Origin of the sequence: Prolixibacter sp. NT017, assembly GCF_009617875.1 — a bacterium.
Lineage (GTDB): Bacteria > Bacteroidota > Bacteroidia > Bacteroidales > Prolixibacteraceae > Prolixibacter.
Map to the genome: position 1 here is coordinate 1,133,095 of NZ_BLAV01000001.1, position 23,769 is coordinate 1,156,863.

The following is a 23,769-nucleotide window of genomic DNA, read 5'->3' on the forward strand; positions in this document are numbered from 1 at the left end:
CCATGTTACAACGAATACAGTCCATTTATCTGTTGGGAGCACTGTTGTTAATAGTGGCCCTGTTTTTTGTGCCGTTTGCCGAAATAGTCGGGAGCGACGGTTCTATTTACGTTTTCGACAAAGCGGGAATTTACCTGCAGGGAGCCAAAGACCCGGAGATTCTCTACGGCGGTCTTGCTATTCAGGTTTTCCTGGGAATTATTGTGCTGGTGAACCTGGTTACTATTTTCTCCTTCAAGAAACGGATTCGTCAGATTCGGCTGTCGGTTTTCAATATCCTGCTGATGATTGGCTTGTCGGGCGTTATCTACTATTTCGCATCGCACAGCGCCAAACTGCTCGGTGGAAAATTCAGCTTTGAACCCAGCCTGGTGATGCCCTTGATCGCTGTGGTGCTGACATACCTGGCTATTCGCAGCATTGGCCGCGACGAGGCGCTGGTCCGCTCCATCGACCGCATTCGTTAGCCGGCAGTTCTCCACAGAAAAGCAAAAACAGCTGTTTTAGTCCTTTTACTTGCGCACTTGCAGGTAGAACGAGGATTGGAGCAGCTGTTTTTTTGTCCGAAAATATGCCGGGCCAATGTGTTTTGGTGTTATTCCGAACAGAATATGTCTGAGCAAGTATGTTTTGGCGTTATTCTGGATAGAATACGTCTGAGCAAACATGTTTTGGCGTTATTCTGAACAGAATACGTCTGAGCAAGTATGTTTTGGCATTATTTTGAATAGAATGTGGTTGAGCAAATGTGTTTTGGCGTTATTCTTAACCGAATATGTCTGAGCAAACATGTTTTAGGATTATTCTGAATGGAAGATACCCGTTCAAACATGTTTTTGAGGTAATACTTTTATGTTTCGGCGCAGACGGCTTGTTTCCGACGAAAAAAAAGGAGGCAACGGGCCTCCTTCATTTCGGGTAAAATTCTATTTTTTTTTTCAGGACCGAATCCGGTCAGCTCGTCAAAACCGTTCGGCAACCATTTTACAAATGGTTCCGAGAAATTGCTCATCTTCATCGGTAAACGGGCCGGCCGAGTGCGAATCGATATCGATTTCGGCCACGAATTTTCCGTTTTTCATTACCGGAACCACAATCTCACTTTGTACATCGATGCTGCAGGCAATGTAATTGTTTTCGGCACTCACATCCTGCACCACTTTACTCTCACCGCTTTCGGCTACCTGTCCACACACGCCTTTTCCTACCGGGATATGGGTGTGTTCCGTCGGTTTGCCAACATACGGACCTAATACTAGTTCGTTGTTGCTTTCATTCAACAGGTAAAAGCCCACCCAATCGTAATGGTAGACCTCTTCTTTCAGTTTGGCGCAAATGTCGGCCAGTAGTTGCTCACGGCTCTTCGATGCATCGAACAGCGTTTTTATGCCATTCAGGATATGTTGAAAATCAGTTTGCATAGTATCAAAAAATTAGCATTTCGTTTTCCGGTTCAACCGGAAGTCCAAAGATGATAATTCTATTTGATATCCATCTGATCCTGATGGGTGATTTTTTCACAATAATGGCATTTCAAAGCTACCGGTGATTTGGAAATTACTTCGAAATGCGTGTCGATATTTTCGTTGTTCGTGATGCATTTCGGATTGAAGCAACGTGCGATATCCTGAATTTCATCCGGAATTTCGACGACGTATTTTTCCACCACTTCGTAGTCTTTGATGGTGTTGAGTTTGGCGTGTGGTGCTACCAGTGCGATTTTATTGATCTCTTTGTCTTTGAAGAAACGGTTTTCCACCTTGATGATGGCTTTTCCTTCCATCACATTACTGTCGAGATTATTTCCAAAGGTGACCATGTCTTTGCATTCGTCGAGCTTCAGAATGGAAATTACTTTGAAAAGGGCAGTGGTGGGGATATGATCGATAACGGTACCTTGCTTAATGGCACTTACGTTTAATTGCTTTTTCATTGTGTTCGGGAATTATTTCAGGTTCAACAAATGAGCGATAATGGCCATACGGGTGTAAACGCCGTTTCGGGCCTGTTCGAAATAGTAGGCTTTCGGATTGCTGTCTACATCGGTATGGATTTCGTTCACGCGGGGCAGCGGGTGCAAAATGCGCAGGTTGTCCTTGGTGTGTTTCAGCATTTTGTTGCGCAGGATGTAAACGTTTTTCACTTTTTCGTAGTCAACCGGGTCGGGGAAGCGCTCTTTCTGGACTCTCGTCATGTAAATAATATCGGCTTCGCTGATGATGTCGGTGAACTCAGTGTGCTCGAAATAGCGCAGGCCTTTCGACTGAAGGTACATTTTGTACTCATTGGGCATGGCCAGTTCCGGCGGAGCGATGAAGTTGAAAATAGGGTTGTCGAAATGCGACATCGCCATGAGCAGACTGTGCACCGTCCGGCCGTACTTCAGGTCACCTACCATAAACAGGTTGATGTTGTCGAGCGTCTCCTGCGTTTTCACGATAGAATACATGTCGAGCAGGGTTTGAGTGGGATGCTGATTGGCACCGTCACCAGCGTTGATGACCGGCACGTCCGACACTTCGGAAGCGTAACGGGCACTTCCTTCCAGCGGGTGACGCATCACAATCAGGTCGGCGTAGTTACTCACCATTTTGATGGTGTCGTGCAATGATTCCCCCTTGGTGACACTGGAAGATGACGAATCGGTAAAACCAATGATTTCTCCACCCAAGCGGTTAATGGCCGTTTCGAAACTTAAGCGGGTTCGGGTGGATGGTTCAAAGAAAAGGGTGGCTACCACTTTTCCGTCAAGAAGTCGCTGGTCGGGATTGGCTTCGAAATCGGCTGCCAATTCCATGATGCGCATGTATTCTTCTTTCGAAAAGTCGGTAATTGAAATCAGATTTTGTGCGTTCATTGGAGCTACGTTTACAAGTTATTGAATGGTGTTTTAAAATTGCGGACAAAAAAAAACCAACAGTTCCAATTGAAAATGGCTCTGTTGGTTTCTTTTGAAAGAAATATCTTTAGTCGAAATGATCGATCTGCGAAGAAATGAAGAGAACGCCCTTCCCATCGCCTGAGTTTATTTCGAAAGCGAAATGGTTCGTACAACCGAATGTCATCAATTGCTAATGGCTGATCTTTTTTCATTAGAGACAAAGATAGGGAAACTGGTTTTGAAATATTTCAATTTCAATTCAAAATTTATTCACAATTTGTTTATCGAACCCCAATGTATTCGACCTTAGTCTGTTCCAGTGACGATAACTTTTCGGTGATGGTTTCGCTCAACGACTGACGCACGGCCAGCACAATGCGGCACGACAGCTCAAACTGCGTTTCCAGCTGTTCCAGGTTGTCGTCTTTGATGATGGTCATCACGTCGTTCATCGCAGGATATTCAAACTTCACTTCAAGCAAATCTTCCACAACGCGTTCGGTGATTTCGGCTTGCTCAAGTGCATCTTCGGCGGCGGTTCCGTAAGCTTTAATGAGCCCGCTCACGCCGAGCAGCGTTCCGCCAAAATAGCGAACCACGACAATCAGGATATTGGTGAGCTCTTTCGAGCGAATTTGTCCGAGAATGGGACGACCAGCGGTGCCCGAAGGTTCACCATCGTCGTTGGCCCGGTAACGTTCCATATCGGCTCCCAGTCGCCAGGCGTAGCAGTGATGACGAGCGTTGTGATGACTTTTTTTTAGCTCGTTCAGAATTTCCTTGATTTCTTCTTCCGTGAAAACGGGATAAGCGTAAGCGATAAACTTGCTACCCTTATCCTTGTAAAGTCCTTCTGATGGTTCGGCAATGGTCAGATATGTATCGGTTGTTTCCATGAATCAAATGTAAACGAGGATAAAGATACTGATGAATGAGAGAATAATCCCGGTCCAGTTAACAGTACTCAGCTTTTCGCGGAAGAAGAGCATGCCGAGAATAGTAGAGAAGGCAACGATGCACATGTTATTCAGACCGAAAACCACCGAGCTGGCCAATCCGCTGTACGAAAGGGCATGAATCATGAAATAGAGCGAACCGAAATTGGCTGCTCCCAGGAAAATTCCTCCGGCAATAACGGGAAGACGAAAGAACTCTTTCCAGCCGGGACGTTTAAAGAGGGTTACCACTAAGCCAATAATTCCTGCAGTAGCGAACAGGATAGTGGTAAAGACCGCTGTTGTGGTTCCCCGAACATAAACCTGTTGCACATATTTCACCATCGAATCGACAGCTCCGGTACCCAGAAAGATGACGACTGGCAATAAAACGGCATTCCAGTTGGTTTTTCCGTTTCGTTTATAGATAGCTAAAAGTACGGCCAGGATGGCGGTGACAATTCCGATTATCCGGAAAATGGTTACCCGCTCGCCAAAGAACAGGATGGAGTAGAGAATGGGTACGACCATCGAGAGTTTGGCCGCCAACGCCGTAATGGTAATCCCGGCCTTTTGCGAAGAGCGGGCTATCAAAAAGAAGATGGCAATGAAGAGGATACCAATTAATAGGGCATAGGGCAGCCAGCCAGCTTTGATAATCGTGGTTACCGAAGGCAAATGAGGAACCAGCCGGAATCCTAATACCGACGCGGTAATGTAATTCAGCAGGATGACCAGAAACAGGTCGGCTTTGTACTTTTCCAGGAATTTGAATATGAAAAAGATAAGCGTCGACGATAAAATACTTAGTAGCAGGTAGTGCATGGATTTGCGATATTTTACGGACACGAAAATATAAAAAAAAGCAGACCCGGAGGCCTGCTTTTTTAATCACTTAATGAAGCATTACATCTTCAGCTTGCGTTCAATTTCGTCGATGTATACCCTGAAGTTTTTGTCCGTATCTTTCAGATTACTCACCGTTTTACAGGCATGTAGCACGGTCGCGTGATCTTTTCCGCCAATTTGCGAACCGATGGACGCCAGCGACGATTTGGTCATGCTCTTCGAAAAGAACATGGCAATCTGCCGGGCCTGTACAATTTCACGTTTCCGTGTTTTGGCCTGTAAGCTGTCGATTGGCATACCAAAATAGTCACACACTACCTTTGTAATAAAATCGATGGAGATTTCGCGCCGGGTATTTTTCACCAGCTTGTTCACCATCTTGATGGCCAGATCGAGCGTAATCTCTTTTTTGTTCAGGGTTGCCTGGGCGAGGAGCGAAATCAAGGCTCCCTCCAGTTCACGGACGTTGGTATTGATATGCGAAGCAATGTACTCGAGGACTTCTTCGGGTATATCAATACCGTCTTTGTAGATTTTCTTCCGCAAGATGTTCATGCGGGTCTCAAAATCGGGGATCTGCAAATCAGCAGTCAATCCCCATTTGAATCGCGACAAAAGACGCTGTTCCAGTCCCTTCAGTTCAATCGGCGGCTTATCCGACGTCAGGATAAGCTGTTTTCCGGTTTGATGCAGATGGTTAAAGATGTGGAAAAATGTTTCCTGTGTCTTTTCCTTGCCGGCGAATTCCTGCACGTCATCAATAATCAATACGTCAATCATTTGATAGAAGTGCAGGAAATCGTTACGGTTATTGTTCCGCGTCGCTTCCGCAAACTGTGTCTGGAATTTGTTGGCATTTACGTAGAGCACTACTTTTTCGGGGTACCGCTCTTTTACTTCAATCCCGATGGCTTGCGCTAAATGGGTTTTCCCAAGTCCCGAATTACCGTAAATCATCAGGGGATTGAAAGCTGTTCCTCCCGGGTTTTGTGCTACCGCGAAACCGGCACTCCTGGCCAGCCGGTTGCATTCACCTTCCACAAAATTATCGAAGGTATTATCCATTTTTAGTTGCGGATCGATGTGCAACTTCTGGATGCCGGGAATCACGAACGGATTCTTGATAGATTTTTCCTCTTGCGTGAGGGGAGCTGAAAGCGGCCGGTTTTTAATCTTCTTGTTGTTGTTTGTCGGCAGCTTCACGGTATAAGGCTTGCTGTTAACAGTATTGTTGTTATCCACCACAACACTGTATTCCAACTTGGCCCCAGTCCCGAGCTCTTTTCGCAGGGTCTTACGTAAAATGTCAATGTATTGCTCTTCGAGGTACTCGTAAAAAAACGGACTCGGTACCTGAATCGTCAATACATTCTCTTCCAATTTTACCGGAACAATAGGTTCAAACCATGTCCGAAAACTAATGGCAGGAACGTTGTCCTTAATAATCCTGAGGCAATTTTCCCAGGCCTTTTCATGGTCGTTGTTCATTTAGGCAGCAGGCTTAAAAGAAGTTCAACTTTGTTATTATTTCCATTTCCCAAGACAAAGGTTATAAAAAATTAGCCTGAAAAAAATTCCATCGACTCTTGCATTTTAGTATCGGTTTAGACTTCAGTTTATTAAAAAAGTAAAAAAACAAAAATAAATTAACTATCTAGTAGTCAATTGTTTGAGTTCTAGCATGAGCCACAAAATCTTGGTAAGTAGATTTTTGTGAATTCATTCGCTAAGCTGGTTTTTGGAATCTTCCCGGTAGTGATGCGGCAGGCTCGGTTACCGGGAGGCTATTTCCGATTTTATTCAGCTATCGAATTTAAAAAAAATGAAATTGGAATGAAATTTATTTGTTAACCTTTTTTAACGCTCTTTCTAATCTGATTTTTTTCCCATTTTTGAATGCCACGATCGAGGCGTCGGGAAAGACATTTTGTGCCTTATTTAAAATGGTTCTAATTTGCTCAATCGATGAGGTATTCCCGATAAAATAGTTAAAGTACTTACCTGATTTGACCTCTTCAACATCATTAAATGGCTTAAATAGAGCTGATTCCATAGGTATTGCTGAAGTGCTGCTTACCAATAGAACCCTAAATTTCACATTCTCATTAGGTTGCGAAGTATGCTTCGGGGTAAGGTAAATTTCTTTGCCCAGATCGAACGCTGAGAAGTGGATAAAACGTTTCGGGTTTTGACGTAAATCGATCAACAACCGGTTCAGGTTTTGAGTTATCCGGTTAAGATTGTTATACAGCATCGGGTCATTTACCAGTAATCCCAGGCTTCCATCCTGGTTATTCACTTTGGTCATAATCTCATCCAGGTTGGTGAGCATATCGTCGAACTTGCTCAACGAGGCTTGCAGCTGCAGTGCTGATAGTGTGTCGCTTACGTTCGACAGATTTTTCATGATATTGTTAATGTTGTCGGTGTTGTTGTTCAACGTCTCACTTATCGTTTTCAAATTGGTGATGGTCGAGGCCATGTTTTCTTTCTGGGCGGCAACCAGCAAGTTCAGGTTCCTGGATGTTTGTTCGAGATTAAGAATGGTATTGTTGATGTGGGCGAAGCTTTCCCGCAGATTGTCCCGGGTTTTGTCATTAAATACATAGGTAACTACAGTAATCGCTGAATCGAGCGAGGCTAGCAAGTTTTCAGCTTTTGCTTTAATCGGGGCTAACTCCTCACTTACCTGTTGCTTCAGGTCAGCCTCCACGGAAGTACGAAGTGTATCGTATGGTTGGTAATACTGCTGACTTTTTCCCATCGTCAACTTTACGGAACGTGAGCCCAGAAGGTCTGTGCTGACAATTTCAGCTACGGTTCCTTTAGGGATTTCGAAGTTCTTGTTGATGGCCAGTTTGACCATGAGATCACCGGAGCGATCTTCCTTAAAATAGATGTCGCTGACGTAACCTACTTTGAAGCCGTTCAGCCTTACATCCGATGAGGCTTCGAGGCCGCCAACGTTATGATACCGGGCGTAATATATTTTCTCTGATTTGAACAGGTCACGTCCTTTCAGGAAGTTGACTCCCCAGATAAGTATCGCGAGGCTACCCACAGTGAGTATACCGATTTTTGTGGTCTTACTAATTTTCATGCGTGGCTAAGATTGATATAGAGTCTAAACAAAAGTAAAAAGGAAAATCCTGATAAAAAAAGCACTATTTTACTTTGATGCTTCTGCAGCGACTTTTCTTCGCGCCTTTTGCATGGAAACCGGATGTCCGTTTTCGTATGCTACCACGTAAGCATCCGGGTACTTTTTCTGAATCTCTTGCAGTTGATTCTGCACATCATCTTCGTTGGTCGATGCACTGGTGAGGTACTTATAAATATCGTCTGTCTTGATTCGATACAGATATTTGACCCCTTTAAAATTCTCCGGTTCGAGTTTCAGTTCTCGTTTGGAAGCGGCGATTTGGATGGCAAATACGACTCCTTTATACAGGTCAACAGTGTCCCGTTTGGAAACAGCCAACGAGTCGATGGCGGGCTTGACTTCCTCCTTTTTGTTTTCAACAAGCTGTGTGTGATACTTGCTGCGTGCCTCGATGGTTTCCTTGTATTTTCGGAATGCCCGGAATATGGCCGATGCAATAATGGCTCTTCCGTTATCGCTTTCGAGGTAGTTCAGCTCTTTTTTGTTGCTCATGTAGCCGGTTTCAATCAATACGCTGGGCATTGATGTTTCGCGGAGTACAAGGAAACCCGCCTGGCGAACGCCGCGGTCACGTCTTCCAGCCCTGGTTCTGAACTGGTCTTCCACATCGGAAGCGAACATCAGGCTCTGGTCCAGGAATTCATTCTGAACCAATTCAAACATAATATATGATTCCGAGGAGTTGGGATCAAAACCTTCGTACCGTGTGGTGTGATCCTTCTCGAGCAAAATTACGCTGTTCTCTTTCTTGGCAACTTCGAGGTTGTCTTCTGTTCGGTGCAATCCCAGCGCATAGGTTTCGGTACCATGAATAGACGGCGTACCACAAATATTCGCGTGAACGGAGATAAATAGGTCGGCCTTTATTTTGTTGGCGATTTCAGCACGTTTGTACAATGGAACAAAAAAATCGCCGTCGCGGGTATACACGACTTTAACGTCCGGCATGTATTTCTCGATATAATGACCTAATTTTAAAATAATACCGAGAGCTATATCCTTCTCCATCTTTTTTCCGACCATGGCTCCGGGGTCGCGACCGCCGTGACCTGCGTCCAAAACAACTGTTTTCAGTTTGTAGTTTGGATCGTTTCCCGGCTGGGAAAAAGCGGGCTCCGTGAACAGAGCGGCCATTCCCATTAAGAGAAGGACGATCTTTTTCAGATCTTTTATTTTATTGAGGTAGAGGGAATTTATAATGTACATTTTGTCGCTTGCTTTATCATAACTACTACAAAAATAGAAAGATTAAATAATTTTTAGGGAGACCCCAATTCTAAAGGAGGTTTTTTTACTTTTGCACTACATAATTTTATCGCTGATTCGGTAGGTTAAACGTATTTGAATAGACACGATTTTGGGTAAAAATCATCGATTATATCTTTTCTTTGTCATCCTGTTGTTTAATTCGTTGATGGCTTATGCTCAGGAACCGGTTGAACGGAAAACACCTCAGTTGCGCTCGGGTAATGTGAATCCCCGGCTGCAGCCCGTAACCAATGTTTCTTCGGTTCCTGATTCGCTGAGTCAGAATCAACAGCAAGATCAGCAATCTTCACAGCAAGTACAATCCATTGACGCAGAAATCACCTATACAGCATCCGATTCGCTGGATTTTTCCATCACCGGGAAAAAGGTGTTCATGTATGGTGATGCCCAGGTCAATTATAAAGATATTCAATTAAAGGCGGCTTACATCGAATTGAACCTCGATAGCAGCGAAGTGTATGCAGTCGGTATGCCCGACTCAACGGGAACCATTCAGGGAAAACCCAACTTCAAGCAAGGTTCCGAAGAGTTTCAGGCAGATAAGATTAGGTACAACTTCAAAACAAAAAAGGGAATTGTATTTGGTGTGACCACCGAACAGCAGGGAGGTTATGTACAGGCCGAAAGAACCAAACTGGTTAACGATTCGACTTACTGTTTGAAAAATGGTAAATACACGACCTGTGATGCCGAACATCCGCACTTTTACCTGGAAATGACAAAAGCCAAGGTAATTTCCAATAAAAAGATCATCACTGGTCCGGCTTATCTGGTGGTGGAGGATTTGCCACTTTATTTTGCCATTATTCCGTTTGGATTCTTTCCGAATTCGCCGAAATATTCTTCCGGTTTTCTGATGCCCTCATACGGTGAAGAGAAGAACCGTGGTTTCTTCCTGCGCGATTTCGGTTACTACTGGGCGGCCAGCGACTATTTCGATGTGGCGCTTCGAGGCGATATTTATTCGAAAGGCTCCCGGGGAATAAAATTTCATACCAATTACAAGCTTCGATACAAGTTCAGCGGAAGCTTTGACCTGAAATATTACAAGAACGTTTTTGGTGACAAAGGTCTTCCCGGGTACAAAACGCAGAATGATTTTGCCATTACGTGGAGCCACCGGATGGACCCCAAGGCCAGTCCAAACCAGACGTTCAGTGCCAGTGTGAACTTCTCTACCAGTTCGTATGACCAAAACAACTCGTATTCAACACAGAATTACCTGACAAACACCAAACAGTCGAGTATTTCATATACCAAGCGGTGGGAAAATTCGCCGTTTTCCATGTCGGCTAACCTGCGACATTCGCAGAACAGTCGTGATACGACCATTAGCCTGACGCTGCCGCAGATGACGATCAATATGAATCGTATATATCCGTTCAAGTCGAAGAACCGTGCAGGGAGGGAAAAGTGGTACGAGAAGATTGGTGTGAGTTATACGGCCGATATTCAGAACCGGACCAACATGAAGGAATACGACCTGCTGAATTCCTCTTTTATTACCGACTGGGAAAACGGAATTAAGCAGAATATCCCGATTAGCACTTCATTCAAGGCATTGAAATTCTTTACCGTTAGTCCGTCGTTTAACTATACCGAGCGGTGGTACACCAAACAAATACGGAAAGATTATAATTACGATACCAATAGATTACAGGTTACCGATACCATATACGGCTTTACACGCGATTACGATTATTCGTTCAGCGTGGGAGCGTCTACCAAGTTGTATGGTACGTATGTTCCGAAAAATCCGAACAGCAAAATCAAGGGTATCCGGCACGTGATGACGCCCAGTATCAGCTTCAGTATGCGCCCCGATTTCAGTGATCCTCGCTATGGCATGTACGGAACTGTGGCTGTTTATGACTCCCTTGGAAGACCTGAATTAATCAGGTATCCGTATCACGATGGTGCCCTTTACGGTACGGCGGGAAGCGGACGTTCCGGTTCCATCGGCTTTAGCCTGAACAATACGCTGGAAATGAAAAAGCTGAAGTCGGAGAAAGATACCACCAGCAAGGATGCTTACAAAAAAATCAAGCTTCTCGACCAGCTTTCGCTGAGTGGCTCGTATAATCTGGCAGCCGATTCATTGAATTTATCGAACATCAGTTTGCGAGGCCGGACCAAAGTGGCGGGAACCAACATCAACTTTGGGGCTATTTTCGATCCGTATGCCATGGTCGACGGGCGACGTATCAATACCTTCGAAGTGAACCAGACGGGTAAGTTAGCTCGTCTGACATCGGCAAACCTTTCATTTGGCCTTTCTTTTAAGTCGAAGAAAAACGATGATAAGAACGGGAAAACCCCGGGCGAGGAAGCGGTGGATGATGGACAGGGAAAAATTCTGCCCGGGGAATACCCAGAGTATGCAGACTTCAATTTGCCGTGGGATGTTCGCCTCGATTACAGCTTCCGGTACAGTAAAACCAGGCCCGACATAAATGCTAATATTACTTCCACGGTCGATTTTTCGGGTAACGTGAACCTGACGAAAAAGTGGAAAATCGGCTTTTCATCGGGCTACGATATTGGCAACAACCAGGTGACGTTTACGCAATTTAATGTGTTCCGCGACCTGCACTGCTGGCAGATGTCTCTCAACCTGATTCCGTTCGGATACCGCCGAAGTTACAGTTTCACCATCAGGGCCAGTTCGGCGCTGCTGAAGGATTTGAAACTGAACAAACGTCAAAGTTTCTACGATAATAATTAGGATATCTTTTCAGAGAACCACGCCGGACGTTTGAAATGCAATGTCAAGCAACTGGTATAGTTCGGGAATATTGATGCGCGTGAAATCGGGCGAGCCTAGTTCGCCCTGACGCACAACGATCATGTTTTCTTTTGGAACGATAATCAGGTATTGTCCCATTTGACCACGGCTGAAAATAACCTGCCGCCCACGGTAATTAGTAATCCACCAGTACCAGCCCCAGCTGTTAACCTCTTTGCCGGCGGCATTGCGCAATCCTTCTACCGGAGTAATCATGTTTCTGAGGTAATCCCGCGATACAATTTGTCTGCCATCCCAGTAGCCTTCGTTCAGAATAAGCTGACCAATACGCGCTAAATCTTTCGCGGTAGCAAAGAAGCAACAAAATGCTTTCACATTTCCGGCGTCATCAACCGACCAAAGAGCCGGCTCAGCACATCCCAGGGGAATCCAGAGTTTCTTTTCAAGGTAGTCTGATATTTTCATACCTGAGGCCCTTTCGATGACCATGGCCAGCAATTGCGCGTTGGCACTGGTAAAATGCCAGGTTTCGCCCGGCGGCTCCAATGATTTCATTCTCAGGATTCGTTTGTTCAGGTCTTTGGCATAATAAGCCTGAAGGGAAAAGGGCCAGCGTTTGATCATATTTTGCGCAGGTTGTAGTCCGGATGTCATTTCCAGAAGGTTCCGGATAGTAATGCCCTGGTTCATCTTCTCATAGAACTCCGGATAAAAATCACTGACATGCTGGTCGACGCTTTTAATGTAGCCATCCTGAATGGCGCTTCCGACCAGTAAGGAAAGAATTCCCTGCGTAAGATTAAATGAGTTGGGCCGGAATTTAGCACCCGCGTCCTGCGAGTAGTATTCTTCAGCTATCTGGTTTTGGTGAACAACTACAAAGCTAAAAGTGTGGCCCGCTGCAAGGTAGAGTTTCTGTTTTTCGCTAAGCGGAATCTGGCTTTTCTTTGGAAGCACAGACCATGGCTCAACACTACCGGTGTCAATTTTCTGGTTATCGAAAAGTTTGTAATCGTCGTACCCCGGTGTGCGGTACATCAGAATTCGTCTGCTGAAACGAGGCATGACAAACGCAATCACTAATCCGATAATTATCAGGCTTAATGAGAAAAATATGCGTCCCCGTTGTCGTTTAGTTAGTGCCAAGCTTTGTTTTTTGTTTTCAAACAGCTGTATTCTGTTATTGTTGAACAATGAATGACTTACCGTGTTAATAGTACGCAAATTAACTAACGATTAAAACCTGATATTATGAAAAAATTGGTGTTTATTACCCTATTCGCTCTTCTTGCTATGTTTTCGGGTGAGGCGAAGGCCCACTGTGAAATTCCCTGTGGAATTTATGGCGATTCGCTTCGTATTCAGCTGCTAAAAGAAGACATCCATACAGTGGAAAAAAGTATGCAAATGGTAACCCAATTATCAGGTGAAACTCCTGTTAATTATAACCAGTTGGTTCGTTGGGTAACCAATAAAGACGAGCATGCAACCAAAATACAGGATACCGCGACACAGTACTTTATGTTTCAGCGTATCAAGTTGAGCGACGAGCCTGAACAACAAAAGAAGAATACAAAAATGCTGGGACTACTGCACGAATTATGCGTGTATGCCATGAAGGCGAAGCAAACTACTGATTTGAAATACATCGGGATGATGAACGATGTAGTCGATAAATTTGCCGCTTTGTACTTCGAAGGGGCAGAGCACGAACATAGTCACTGATAGAAAGTTTAGGTAAGGAAGAAAGGCAGGAGATTTCCTGCCTTTTGTTTTGTTGTTATTGTTCCTGTTTTACAGGAATAATTCGCACCATTCGTTAAAACGGTTAATATTTTTCTGTCCGAACCGCCCCATTGATTTTCTGATTTCGTCGAGCGATTTTTCTTTTTTCAGGTCCTTGCTTTTGGAGAAGAATTTATCGGCAAAGCAAATGATTTGTTCTTCTACCGATTCCGGAACAAAATCACGTTCAGGCAGAGGGAGTTTGTTCTTTACCACTTCTTCTGCCGTAATGCCCACTCCGGTGTGACGTTCGCATACCAGGGCATGGTCGTTCAGGCCTTCTGTTTCCAGTATTTCGCGCCCTAAATAACCATGGCACAAATAGGGAAGTTCGCCGTGGCATCCGAGATCGGGAGCATGGGTTTTAATAATGCCGATATCGTGCAGCATGCCGGCTTCGGCAATAAAATCCGAATCGGGATTGAGTTCCGGATGACGCTGGGCAATCCATAACGCTTTTTCGGTAACCAAATGACTGTGAGTGACCAGAATTTGGTATGCCTGAGTATTTTTTCGGTAGTAACGGTCAATAATTTTCAGTGGTTCCATGCTCCTGATGTTTCGGGTAAAATTAACCGGTTGTTCGAAATATCCGCAATACTGCGGCCAATATCTTTTTTCATCCGGGCGGTTTTTCCGCACCTCTTAGCGAAGTCTCCTCACCAGTCAGCGAAGTCTGCCCACCACATAGCGAACAGTCCCCACCAGTCAGCGAAGCCTGCCCACCACATAGCGAACAGTCCCCACCAGTCAGCGAAGTCCGCCCACCACATAGCGAACGATCCCCACCACTCAGCGAAGTCTGCCCACCTCTTAGCGGACGATCCCCACCGGTGGTTACACCCTGGTGTGGGCCGGCCACCAACGCCCTGGTACCGGTTGGCGTCATGGGAGTATGATTCATTGTTGTAAGCTGTATTGGATGAGAAGGACTGGGATATTGGCTTCAAATCTTTCAACGATTCGGCAGGAAAAATAAAACGAAATTATCGGAAAGATGGTGAACGAAGAAGCAGCCTCTCAAAAAAAACATGACAGAATTTCTACTGAACCTTTTCATTCTGTTAACTGGTTACGTTATTTTTAGAGTCTGTTAAATCGATAAACAATGACTGAAAATAGTTTCCCCGAAAACAAATTATTTCTGCGAGGTCTGGAATTGCTGAAGAGAGGCAAGGCGGAAAAAGGCCTGAAACGCATCGAAAAAGCGTTCGTTACCGGTTATAAGCCAGCAATGATATTCCTCGACTTCTATGAGCAGGAGAACTCATGGGAGACGGCATACGAAGCTTTCGGGAAGTTGATGGAGAATGGCTTTTCGGATGCCGCCCTAACCATTGGGAAGTGGTATTATACGGGCGAGAACCGGCAAAAAGATGCCACTAAATCGGTTCGATGGTTTCTCGAATCGGCCCGTGCGGGCGGTGCCGATGGTTGTAACTACATCGGAGAAATGCGCGAAACCGGCATCGGCCTCGAGGAGAATGATGAGAAAGCTTTTGAGTGGTATGAACGGGGAGCTGAGCGGGGAGACATTATTGCGAAGTATAATTTCGGACGACTGGTTCGTATTGGGAAAGGCGGCCGTCGCGATTTGGAAGAGGCCGTTGATAACTGGTACGAATCGGCGAAGGCCGGCTATGCTCCGGCGATGTATAAAATCGGGGAGGTTTTCGAAGAAGGATTGTCGGTGCCCGTAAAATTGTCAAAAGCATTTGATTGGTATTTGAAAGCCGCTGAAAAAGATTATCCGGAAGCCTGCGGTAAAGTCGGTCGTTTCTATTACGAAGGAAGGGGAACGGAGCAGGATTATGCTCTGGCTTATCATTGGTTCTCAAAAATTGATGATCCTCTGCCGGCTGATATTTCCATGAAAATGGGAAAAATACTTTTCGAAGGACTGGGGGTTGAGAAAAATATCGAACTGGCGAAGAAATACCTGGAACAAGCGGCCGATGCCAATTTTATGGAGGCCATGTTTCTGCTTGGACGCCTGTTGGACGAGCTGGGCGAAACGCACGAATGGTACCAGGTGGCAGCCGACAAAGGGTATGCGCCAGCACAGGAAATTATTGCGAACCAATACCTCGAAAAAGCAGAATCGGAAGGTGCCGAATGGCTCGAAAAAGCTGCACTGGGCGGTAATGCCGAGGCCATGCTTCGGTTATCATATCTGTATGAAAAGGGTGAGAATGTTGAAGTAAATACGAAGAAAGCTGTTGACTATGCCAAACGTGCGGCGGATAAGGGGGTCGTTGAGGCGCAATACCGCTACGCCAGTCTCTGCCTGGCCGGAGAAATCACCGAGAAAGACGAGCATGCTGCGGCCGATTATTTCAGTCGTTCGGCCGAAGCCGGGCATCCTCGTGCTACCTACCTGATGGGCATTCTGCATGAGAAAGGACTGAGCTATTGGTCCGATAAGGAAAAAGCTTTCCAGTGGTTTATGGATGCGGCTGAGAAAGGCGTGCCCGGTGCCATGTTCCGTGTAGGCGTTTACTTCGAAAATGGCATCACGGTAGAGAAAAATCCCGAAAAGGCATTTAACTGGTACCAAAAAGCAGCCGACGAAGGTTATGCCCGGGCTCTGTTTAATCTGGGCGTGCTTTACGAAGCTGGCCGGGGAACAGATGCCAACGTGGAAAAAGCTGTGGAGATGTATCGCCTTGCGGCGGAAAAAGATATTCCGGAAGCCATGAATAATTTAGGCAACGCCTATCATCAGGGCAAAGGCGTTGAGGTGAACCTGGAAGAAGCGGCCAAATGGTATCAGAAGGCGGCGGACAGTGGTTTTGCTTTGGGCGAATATAACCTTGGTGTGCTCTATTACATGGGCGAAGGTTTGGAGAAAAATTATTCAGAGGCATTTCAATTGTTTGAGAAGGCTGCTGAGGAAGGCTCTGTGGAAGCCAAATATAATCTGGCCGGAATGTACTTCTATGGCGAAGGTGTCCCGAAAGATCAGGAAAAAGCTTTTGCGCTTTACCGCGAAGCAGCCGAAAGTGGTTTCTCTGAAGCCTGGCGAACGCTTGGCGAACTTTATCTGGATGGCGAAGGAACGGAAGCCGATCCGGTGAAGGCGGCCGAATGTTTTGCCAAAGGTGGCTATGGCGGCGATAATGAGTCGCGCTTTATGCTGGGGCGTTTGTATTCGGGAGAAGATGAGAAGGCCGACTATTCGAAAGCGATTTCATTTCTGGAGCCGGCAGCGAAAGACGGATTCCTGCCGGCAGCTAACCTGTTGGCAACCTTATTGGTCTTGCCTGAACTGGAAAAACGCAATCCGGCGGATGCCTGGAAATGGTTGAACACAGCTGCGGATGGTGGATTGCGCGCGGCTAAATTGAATAAGGCCACTTTCCTGAAAAAAGGAGAGTTGAACGGACCTGATTTTAAAGCTTGTCTGGAGCAATTAACCGAACTGGCTGACAGTGGCGATGAAATGGCCCGTTTTAACCAGGCGTTGCTCTATCTCGCAGGTTTGGGAGTACGTAAAGATGTTGACAAAGCCAGGGAGCTGTTGGAAGATGCGTCCGTCGGTGGCTGGCTTACTGCAGCTGAGTTGTTGCACATGGATAAACTTCCCGAAGGCCCTGCCGCGTTGGAATACTGGATGCCTTACCTGATAACCGATGCTGAAGGGAATATTCTGAAAGGAAATATAAGTTAGGCGTAGAAAAAGACGATTTCCTGATAAGCTGAACTAACAAAACCAACATACGATGGAAAGACGCGACTTTTTGAGACGAGCCGGACTGGCAACAGCCGGAACACTCCTTGCTTCGGGCAGTGCTTTGGCTTTCGATGAAGCAAGGGATATTCGCCCGGGGAAGATCCCCCGCTGGTATGGTTTTAATCTGTTGGCCAAGTTTTCGGGAAATCAACCCAACCGGAAATATGATGAAGAGGATTTTGCCCTGATGCAGGAGCTGGGATTCAATTTTGCCCGTCTGCCCATGTCGTATTGGAACTGGTCAAAACCGGAAGTGGACAAATGGATGGATATCAACGAAAAGGTCTTCCTTGATATCGACCAAGCGGTGAATTTCGGACATCAATATAATGTTCATATCAATATGAACCTTCACCGGATTCCGGGCTACTGCATCAATGGTCGGGGACTGGAACCCATCGATTTGTTCTATGGGCCCGAGAAGGAGAAAGCTCTTGAGGCGGCCATTTACCATTGGCGCTATATTGCCCGGCGTTACAAAGGAATTCCGAACCGTCGTTTAAGTTTCGACCTAATCAATGAGCCTCCCGTCACATCGAACGAAAACTATGCTCGTGTTGTTAGAGCACTGGTGGAAGCCATTCGTGAGGAAGACAAGGGACGTCTGATATTTGCTGACGGAATTAATGTGGGACGCGATCCGGTTCCGGAAATCGCAGAACTGGGTCTCGTGCAGAGTTGTCGTGGCTACGACCCGATGCAGGTTTCACACTACTGGGCGAGTTGGGTTCCCGGTTACACTCCCGATAGTTGGCCGGAGCCATCCTGGCCGTTTACTGACAAGAACGGTAAAAGCTGGAATAAAGAAGTGCTCAGAAAGGAAAAGATCGATCCCTGGCGTCCGTTGATGAAGAAAGGGGTTAATGTGCATGTGGGCGAATGGGGATGTTATAAATATACTCCGCATGAAATCTGCCTGAGCTGGATGGAGGACTTTCTTTCGCTGTGGCGTGAAATGGGCTGGGGATGGAGCCTCTGGAACCTAAAGGGCGATTTCGGTATCTTCAATTCAGGCCGGAAAGATGTGGAATACGAAAACTTCCGCGGTAACCAGCTCGATCGGAAAATGCTGGAATTGTTACAGAAGTACCGTTCGTAAAATTATTGAAGAAAGCTAAATTCTGGAGAAACAGACGGTAAGTTGCTAATTTGATGAAGTTTTTAGTTGCCACTGATAAATTCAAAGGTTCCCTGACTGCCATGGAGGCTTGTAATGCCGTTAAGGAGGGAATTCTGAAGGTGATACCTTTGGCACAGGTCGATATGTTGCCTTTAGCCGACGGTGGTGACGGGACGTTGGAAACCATCGAATCGAAACTTCATTTCAAGCGAATTTATCACGAAGTGACGGGGCCTTTATTTCGGAAAGTGAAAGCATGGTACGGTTTGCAGGAGGATACGGCTTATATCGAAATGGCCTCAGCTTCCGGTTTGCTGTTGTTGAAGGAAGAGGAACAACATGCCGCTTCCACAACTACACTAGGGACGGGTGAAATGATTATTGATGCTTTGCAGCGAGGTGCCCGAAAAGTTTACCTGTTTGTGGGGGGCAGTGCAACGAACGATTGTGGTCTGGGTGTTGCGCAGGCATTGGGGTACCGTTTTTTCGATAAGAATAACAACGAACTAAAGCCAATAGGTTCTTCTCTGGAGAAGATTGTGTCCATTCGTGGTGAAGTCCATCCGGAAGTGGCTAATACGGAGTTTGTATTGGTTACCGATGTAGAAAATCCGTTATACGGAACGAATGGAGCCGCGTATGTTTTTGCAAGGCAGAAAGGGGCTAATCAGGAAGAGATTGAAATGCTGGACAGTGGCTTGAAGCATTTTAGCGAATTGATAAAACAGGAGTGGAAGTTTGATGTGGCTAACATTCCCGGAGCAGGTGCTGCTGGCGGATTGGGAGCCGGTGCCATGATTTTCCTGAAAGCAAAACCACAGAAAGGGATAACAACCATCATGGAAATTCTGCACTTCGATCAGCTGCTGCAGGAAGCCGATATGCTCATCTCGGGCGAAGGAAAATTCGACCGACAAACACTGGAAGGAAAAGTGGTCAAGGGTACCATGGAACGGGCTCTGCAATTCAATAAACCTTTCGGCGTTGTGTCCGGTATTTGCGAATTAACATCTGGCGAAATCAACGATTTGCCCATCGTTGCTGTTGAGGCGATTAAAAACGATGAGACTACATTTGAAGATGCGATGCAAAAAGCTTATGCGCTTTTAGTAGACCGGACAGAAAAACTTGTTGAGGAGATGCTGAAATCTTGAAATTGTCAGATTTTCATTACTCTACTATTCAGCTCTGTTGATGCGGAGCTACTGGCAGTGGAAAGGGATTGCAAAATGCACCGGTGGTGAATTACAGATTCCCCTCCCGATTTCATAACTTTACCGGTAGCGGCGAAAAAAAAGATTGGTGAGATGGATTTCAATAACTTACATATCGGCACTTCGGGATGGAGCTACAAGCACTGGAATGGTGTGTTTTATCCTCCGGAAGTGAAACCGGCCCAATACCTTGAACATTATCTGACACAGTTCGATTGCGTGGAACTGAACTCCAGCTTTTACCACTTGCCTAAAAAGATAACTGCTTCCGGATGGATGGACCGCACGCCGGAAAACTTCCGCTTTTGTCCGAAGATGAGTCGTTTTATTACACACCAGCGACGTTTGTTATATGCTGAGGAAGCTGTGCTGAATTTCTTCGATGTATTTGATACCATGGCCACACGTCTGGGGCCAGTGTTGATTCAGCTTCCGCCAGGTTTACATTATGATTTGCCCAGGCTAACCGATTTTCTGAATTACCTGGGTGAACAGTTTAGTGAGTATCAGTTTGCCATCGAGGTAAGACATGATTCCTGGTTGCGCGACGAATTTTTTGATTTGCTTAGGCGAAATAATATGGCTTTTGTGATGGCCGATTCAGGGAAACGCTATCCGTGGGCCGAGGTGGTTACTGCCGACTTCGTTTATCTCCGTCTTCATGGTAATGTAAAGTTGTATGCTACCGATTACCGCACGGAAGAGTTACAGGAATATGCAACGAAAATAAAGAACTGGATAAATGAGGGAAAAGAAGTTTGGGTATTCTTCAATAACGATTTTGAAGGATATGCTGTGAAAAACGCGATGGAACTAAGAGATTTGATGATGAACGACCAAAATTAGTTTGGCACGATGAACGATTTGATACCGGTTAAGGTTGAGTGTTATTCCGGCTACAAAGCAGACGAATACCCCATTTGTTTTTATTGGGGCAATATCTGTTTCGACATCAAAGAAATACTCGATCGCTGGTATCAGACCGACAGTCACGCCGAATGGCCTGCTGCCAATTACTTCAAGGTAGAGACTCTGAATGGCCAGTATTTCCTGTTAAAACACGAAATGAAACCCGATCACTGGTACCTCGTTGTCAAGGGCGAAAGCATGAACCTACAGGCTTGAGCTTTCTATTTTACCCATTGATAAACCTGCGTAGTCTTGTTTTCGAACAGATCCTTCTGGTGAACAATCTCTTTTAGCGGAAGCGATTTCAATTCATCCTGTACTTTTGTAATTGAGATGAGATAACCATTCGGGTGCTTCTGGAAGAAAGTACTGACCTCTTCCGGCGTTTTCATTTCGGGTATGTGTTTCTTCAGGGCAAAGGCAAAGGCTGGATTAAATCGTCCGTAGAATGCAACTGGGCGACTGGTATCCATCACCGTAAGCGCTTTTTGTACCGGATTTTGCCGGTTTACTGCCGGGAAGGCTACCAGGAAAAAGAGTAGTCCGGCCATGATCCAACCAGCGGAAAGTGCCGTGAAAATTCGCTGTTGACTGCGTTGCTTGTAGAAATCGTACAATGCCCATGCGGCTCCGGCAGGAATCACCAAAAATAACCAGGCCAGGTTGGCTACCGGAACAAGACTTTTATCCAGTTTCATGGCAACGAAAGCGCCAATCGGGATGAGTAAACCAACGCCCAGATTGATCCATAACGGGCCTTTCATTTTTAGTTTGACGTTGCTGAGGTAATAACCAATGAGCACGGCTACAAACGGATAAGCCGGCATGGGGTAGTTGGGCAGCTGTGTGGAAGATATCGAGAAGAAAACGATGATGACCACCGAAACAATCATTGCAAACAAAATCAAGTCGTTGCTTTTGCGTTGGCGAAATGCTTCCCGGTAGGACTGAAAAAGAAAAACAGTGTACGGGAGAAAGGCCAGTAAGACGAAAACAGCGGTCAACAGGAAGAAGCCACCGTGTCCCTCCATTTCGCTGGAAAAACGGTCGAGATTATGTTTGAAAAAGAACTGGCGTGTCCATTCACCGTTAGTCGCCAACCCAACTTTAACATACCACGGAATGGCTATGATTCCGGTTACGACAACTCCCAAAAGCAAGCGGAATTGTTTGATGGTCTGCCAGCGGAAATCGCGTTTCAGAATTAAAAACAGCAACCCATTTAGGCCGGCGAAGCCAAGAGCAACAGGTCCCTTGGCGAGGATTGCCAAGGCAAGCGATACGTACATCGTGATGAGCCAGGGCCATGTTCGTTTTTGGTAGAACTCGAAAAAAGCCCAATGGGTTAACGTCATGAAAAATATAAGATAGGGATCGGGGACCGCTAAATGAAACTCGATGGAGAAATTCAGCGATGTGATAAGGATAAGCCAGGTAAGCAGGGCCGTTTTTTCTCCGGCATATTTTCGGGTAAACAAAAATGTGATAAGCAACGTCAGTGCTCCCATGATAGCCGAAAAGAAACGGGCAGCAAATTCGTTCACCCCAAAAACTTTGAAAGCGGCCATCATAAAATAATAGTGCAATGGCGGCTTGTCGGTGCGCAACCGGTCATTAAACGTAGGAACTATCAAATCGTTACGGGTAAACATTTCCCGGGCACATTCCACATTTTTCGATTCATCGAGAATGTATATCGGATTGTAGCGGATACCAGCCGTATAGAGGAAAAAGGCGGCAAAAAATAGAAATATAGGAAGATATTTACCAGTTTTCATCTGTCTGAAATTTTTTGATTCCTGAATGTTCAAAAAGTCTCTACACATTCAGGAACTCACATCAATTTTAACCATCCTCATTTGTGTATTATAGGATGATAGAAATTAATGTTCGTTTCATTTTGTCTAATCTTAATTTCGGGGCAAAAATACGGCTTACCAACTGTAATCATGTGTTTTAGCTGATTTTTCTTTTTTCTTTTTATCGATTCGTTGAATTTCAGGTGGTTAAAGATGAAATTATGATTACCTTTAAAATCCGTTAAATTTATTATGTAACGTTTTTAAACCTTTTACTACCAATAGTATCAAAGAAACTAATCTTTCTAAGACGTTCCTTTCCTGTGAAAATGCAAGCTTCTGACTAAAAGCTTATTCAGCGCTATACATCTGAATGTATTTCACATCGCAGGGATCGTTTTTCGAGAATTAGCTAATACAAAATCGATTGTTAACACTTCAAAAACTACACGTGTGAACATTGAGATTAAAGATCTGAATAAGATTTATCCGAATGGGAATCATGCTCTGAAAGAGGTATCGCTCGAGATCGGAAACGGCATGTTTGGTCTGCTCGGTCCCAATGGTGCCGGTAAATCGAGCCTGATGCGCATTTTGGTTACCCTGATGAAACCTTCGAAAGGGCAGGTGCTGGTCAATGGCCTCGATTTACAGAAGCATCGTCGCGAAATCAGGAATATGTTGGGCTATCTGCCCCAGGACTTCCGCTTCTTTGCGAAACTAACTACCTGGGAATTCCTGGATTATAGTGCTCGTCTGGCGGGTATCAAACAACGGAAAGCCCGGATGAGTGCGGTAGAACAGATGCTGGAAGAGGTTGGGCTGTATGAAGCCCGTAACCGCATGGCCAACAAGCTGTCAGGTGGTATGAAACGCCGTCTCGGTATTGCGCAGGCACTGATTGGCGAACCGAAAATCATCATCGTGGATGAGCCGACTACCGGACTCGACCCGGAGGAGCGCATCCGTTTCCGGAATTTGCTATCGTCTATCAGTGAGCGGGAAGTCATTATCATTCTTTCCACGCACATTGTGGGCGATATTTCCAGTACTTGTACCGATATGGCCCTGCTGAACCAAGGCTCTCTGGCCTATCATGGTGCTCCGGATAAGCTGATTGAAATGGCCCGTGGAAATGTGTGGCAGATTTCGGCTACCGAAACGGAATACCAGGAGATACAGGAAAAGTATCCCATTATATCTTCTATTCCGGCTGAGTCCGGCTGGGAAGTACAGGTGGTTGCCCGTGACGTGAATGGTTACGCCGGGGAACAGATTGAACCGAACCTAGAGCATGCTTACGTGAACTTCATGGAGCATGAACTAAATCAACGCTGGCATGAAGAATAAGGGTCTGCCGGTTATT

At 45.6% G+C, this 23,769-nt stretch carries 21 protein-coding genes; 9 read left to right on the forward strand and 12 right to left on the reverse strand.

The window, feature by feature from the left end; translation table 11 throughout:
- Positions 1-2: 2 nt before the first annotated feature.
- A complete protein-coding gene (locus tag GJU87_RS04695) occupies positions 3-467 on the forward strand; it encodes a DUF4293 domain-containing protein (protein ID WP_153638443.1) in 465 nt (154 codons plus the stop codon).
- Positions 468-962: 495 nt separating this feature from the next.
- Here the strand turns inward: GJU87_RS04695 and GJU87_RS04700 are convergent, their stop codons facing one another.
- The 8 genes from GJU87_RS04700 to GJU87_RS04735 form a co-directional block, all read right to left on the reverse strand.
- Positions 963-1,421 (reverse strand): GAF domain-containing protein, encoded by a 459-nt coding sequence (locus GJU87_RS04700; RefSeq protein WP_153638444.1) that lies wholly within the window; start codon positions 1,419-1,421, stop codon positions 963-965.
- A 59-nt stretch (positions 1,422-1,480) separates the two neighbouring features.
- A complete protein-coding gene (gene pyrI, locus GJU87_RS04705; RefSeq protein ID WP_106542033.1) occupies positions 1,481-1,933 on the reverse strand; it encodes an aspartate carbamoyltransferase regulatory subunit in 453 nt (150 codons plus the stop codon).
- A 12-nt stretch (positions 1,934-1,945) separates the two neighbouring features.
- The gene (gene pyrB / locus GJU87_RS04710; RefSeq protein ID WP_153638445.1) at positions 1,946-2,857 is read right to left on the reverse strand and encodes an aspartate carbamoyltransferase; all 912 of its coding nucleotides are present in this window, start codon (positions 2,855-2,857) and stop codon (positions 1,946-1,948) included.
- Positions 2,858-3,162: 305 nt separating this feature from the next.
- Entirely contained in the window at positions 3,163-3,777 is a 615-nt protein-coding gene (locus GJU87_RS04715; RefSeq protein ID WP_153638446.1) for a YigZ family protein, read from the reverse strand.
- 3 nt (positions 3,778-3,780) lie between these two features.
- The gene (locus GJU87_RS04720) at positions 3,781-4,641 is read right to left on the reverse strand and encodes an EamA family transporter (RefSeq protein ID WP_153638447.1); all 861 of its coding nucleotides are present in this window, start codon (positions 4,639-4,641) and stop codon (positions 3,781-3,783) included.
- Positions 4,642-4,722: 81 nt separating this feature from the next.
- Positions 4,723-6,153 carry a chromosomal replication initiator protein DnaA gene (dnaA, locus tag GJU87_RS04725; RefSeq protein WP_106542029.1) on the reverse strand — a complete coding sequence of 477 codons (1,431 nt, stop codon included), beginning with the start codon at positions 6,151-6,153 and terminating at the stop codon, positions 4,723-4,725.
- A 352-nt stretch (positions 6,154-6,505) separates the two neighbouring features.
- Complete coding sequence (locus GJU87_RS04730; protein ID WP_153638448.1) at positions 6,506-7,765, reverse strand: MlaD family protein; 1,260 nt, start codon at positions 7,763-7,765, stop codon at positions 6,506-6,508.
- 69 nt (positions 7,766-7,834) lie between these two features.
- Positions 7,835-9,034 carry an N-acetylmuramoyl-L-alanine amidase gene (locus GJU87_RS04735; RefSeq protein WP_153638449.1) on the reverse strand — a complete coding sequence of 400 codons (1,200 nt, stop codon included), beginning with the start codon at positions 9,032-9,034 and terminating at the stop codon, positions 7,835-7,837.
- Between the two features lie 151 nt (positions 9,035-9,185).
- On the opposite strand from GJU87_RS04735, the gene GJU87_RS04740 reads away from it, so the two are divergent.
- A complete protein-coding gene (locus GJU87_RS04740; RefSeq protein ID WP_153638450.1) occupies positions 9,186-11,822 on the forward strand; it encodes a putative LPS assembly protein LptD in 2,637 nt (878 codons plus the stop codon).
- 9 nt (positions 11,823-11,831) lie between these two features.
- On the opposite strand, the gene GJU87_RS04745 is transcribed toward GJU87_RS04740, so the two are convergent.
- Positions 11,832-12,989 carry a serine hydrolase gene (locus GJU87_RS04745; RefSeq protein ID WP_153638451.1) on the reverse strand — a complete coding sequence of 386 codons (1,158 nt, stop codon included), beginning with the start codon at positions 12,987-12,989 and terminating at the stop codon, positions 11,832-11,834.
- A 105-nt stretch (positions 12,990-13,094) separates the two neighbouring features.
- Here GJU87_RS04745 and GJU87_RS04750 point away from each other — a divergent pair, with 105 nt between their 5' ends.
- Positions 13,095-13,568, forward strand: a complete 474-nt coding sequence (locus tag GJU87_RS04750) for a superoxide dismutase [Ni] (protein WP_153638452.1) — start codon at positions 13,095-13,097, stop codon at positions 13,566-13,568.
- A gap of 69 nt (positions 13,569-13,637) precedes the next feature.
- Here the strand turns inward: GJU87_RS04750 and GJU87_RS04755 are convergent, their stop codons facing one another.
- Both GJU87_RS04755 and GJU87_RS04760 read right to left on the reverse strand, forming a co-directional pair.
- Positions 13,638-14,177: an HD domain-containing protein gene (locus GJU87_RS04755; protein WP_153638453.1), complete on the reverse strand. Its 540-nt coding sequence runs from the start codon at positions 14,175-14,177 to the stop codon at positions 13,638-13,640.
- 70 nt (positions 14,178-14,247) lie between these two features.
- The gene (locus GJU87_RS04760; protein ID WP_194831440.1) at positions 14,248-14,517 is read right to left on the reverse strand and encodes a hypothetical protein; all 270 of its coding nucleotides are present in this window, start codon (positions 14,515-14,517) and stop codon (positions 14,248-14,250) included.
- A 219-nt stretch (positions 14,518-14,736) separates the two neighbouring features.
- On the opposite strand from GJU87_RS04760, the gene GJU87_RS04765 reads away from it, so the two are divergent.
- The 5 genes from GJU87_RS04765 (at position 14,737) to GJU87_RS04785 (ending at position 20,820) form a co-directional block, all read left to right on the forward strand.
- Entirely contained in the window at positions 14,737-17,298 is a 2,562-nt protein-coding gene (locus tag GJU87_RS04765) for an SEL1-like repeat protein (RefSeq protein ID WP_153638455.1), read from the forward strand.
- A 52-nt stretch (positions 17,299-17,350) separates the two neighbouring features.
- Complete coding sequence (locus tag GJU87_RS04770; RefSeq protein ID WP_153638456.1) at positions 17,351-18,460, forward strand: cellulase family glycosylhydrolase; 1,110 nt, start codon at positions 17,351-17,353, stop codon at positions 18,458-18,460.
- A gap of 53 nt (positions 18,461-18,513) precedes the next feature.
- A complete protein-coding gene (locus GJU87_RS04775) occupies positions 18,514-19,635 on the forward strand; it encodes a glycerate kinase (RefSeq protein WP_153638457.1) in 1,122 nt (373 codons plus the stop codon).
- Positions 19,636-19,788: 153 nt separating this feature from the next.
- Complete coding sequence (locus GJU87_RS04780) at positions 19,789-20,541, forward strand: DUF72 domain-containing protein (RefSeq protein ID WP_153638458.1); 753 nt, start codon at positions 19,789-19,791, stop codon at positions 20,539-20,541.
- A gap of 9 nt (positions 20,542-20,550) precedes the next feature.
- Positions 20,551-20,820 carry a cytoplasmic protein gene (locus GJU87_RS04785; protein WP_153638459.1) on the forward strand — a complete coding sequence of 90 codons (270 nt, stop codon included), beginning with the start codon at positions 20,551-20,553 and terminating at the stop codon, positions 20,818-20,820.
- 5 nt (positions 20,821-20,825) lie between these two features.
- Here the strand turns inward: GJU87_RS04785 and GJU87_RS04790 are convergent, their stop codons facing one another.
- The gene (locus tag GJU87_RS04790) at positions 20,826-22,382 is read right to left on the reverse strand and encodes a glycosyltransferase family 39 protein (protein WP_194831441.1); all 1,557 of its coding nucleotides are present in this window, start codon (positions 22,380-22,382) and stop codon (positions 20,826-20,828) included.
- Positions 22,383-22,856: 474 nt separating this feature from the next.
- Between GJU87_RS04790 and GJU87_RS04795 the strand changes: the two genes are divergently transcribed.
- Positions 22,857-23,753 (forward strand): ABC transporter ATP-binding protein, encoded by an 897-nt coding sequence (locus GJU87_RS04795; protein ID WP_106542009.1) that lies wholly within the window; start codon positions 22,857-22,859, stop codon positions 23,751-23,753.
- The last annotated feature ends 16 nt before the right edge of the window (positions 23,754-23,769 follow it).

Excerpts from the sequence above, each read along its gene's own strand:
- GJU87_RS04695 (WP_153638443.1), top strand. The coding sequence starts at position 3 with ATGTTACAACGAATACAGTCCATTTATCTGTTGGGAGCACTGTTGTTA.
- GJU87_RS04700 (WP_153638444.1), bottom strand. The coding sequence starts at position 1,421 with ATGCAAACTGATTTTCAACATATCCTGAATGGCATAAAAACGCTGTTC.
- pyrI (WP_106542033.1), bottom strand. The coding sequence starts at position 1,933 with ATGAAAAAGCAATTAAACGTAAGTGCCATTAAGCAAGGTACCGTTATC.
- pyrB (WP_153638445.1), bottom strand. The coding sequence starts at position 2,857 with ATGAACGCACAAAATCTGATTTCAATTACCGACTTTTCGAAAGAAGAA.
- GJU87_RS04715 (WP_153638446.1), bottom strand. The coding sequence starts at position 3,777 with ATGGAAACAACCGATACATATCTGACCATTGCCGAACCATCAGAAGGA.
- GJU87_RS04720 (WP_153638447.1), bottom strand. The coding sequence starts at position 4,641 with ATGCACTACCTGCTACTAAGTATTTTATCGTCGACGCTTATCTTTTTC.
- dnaA (WP_106542029.1), bottom strand. The coding sequence starts at position 6,153 with ATGAACAACGACCATGAAAAGGCCTGGGAAAATTGCCTCAGGATTATT.
- GJU87_RS04730 (WP_153638448.1), bottom strand. The coding sequence starts at position 7,765 with ATGAAAATTAGTAAGACCACAAAAATCGGTATACTCACTGTGGGTAGC.
- GJU87_RS04735 (WP_153638449.1), bottom strand. The coding sequence starts at position 9,034 with ATGTACATTATAAATTCCCTCTACCTCAATAAAATAAAAGATCTGAAA.
- GJU87_RS04750 (WP_153638452.1), top strand. The coding sequence starts at position 13,095 with ATGAAAAAATTGGTGTTTATTACCCTATTCGCTCTTCTTGCTATGTTT.
- GJU87_RS04755 (WP_153638453.1), bottom strand. The coding sequence starts at position 14,177 with ATGGAACCACTGAAAATTATTGACCGTTACTACCGAAAAAATACTCAG.
- GJU87_RS04760 (WP_194831440.1), bottom strand. The coding sequence starts at position 14,517 with ATGACGCCAACCGGTACCAGGGCGTTGGTGGCCGGCCCACACCAGGGT.
- GJU87_RS04765 (WP_153638455.1), top strand. The coding sequence starts at position 14,737 with ATGACTGAAAATAGTTTCCCCGAAAACAAATTATTTCTGCGAGGTCTG.
- GJU87_RS04770 (WP_153638456.1), top strand. The coding sequence starts at position 17,351 with ATGGAAAGACGCGACTTTTTGAGACGAGCCGGACTGGCAACAGCCGGA.
- GJU87_RS04775 (WP_153638457.1), top strand. The coding sequence starts at position 18,514 with ATGAAGTTTTTAGTTGCCACTGATAAATTCAAAGGTTCCCTGACTGCC.
- GJU87_RS04780 (WP_153638458.1), top strand. The coding sequence starts at position 19,789 with ATGGATTTCAATAACTTACATATCGGCACTTCGGGATGGAGCTACAAG.
- GJU87_RS04785 (WP_153638459.1), top strand. The coding sequence starts at position 20,551 with ATGAACGATTTGATACCGGTTAAGGTTGAGTGTTATTCCGGCTACAAA.
- GJU87_RS04790 (WP_194831441.1), bottom strand. The coding sequence starts at position 22,382 with ATGAAAACTGGTAAATATCTTCCTATATTTCTATTTTTTGCCGCCTTT.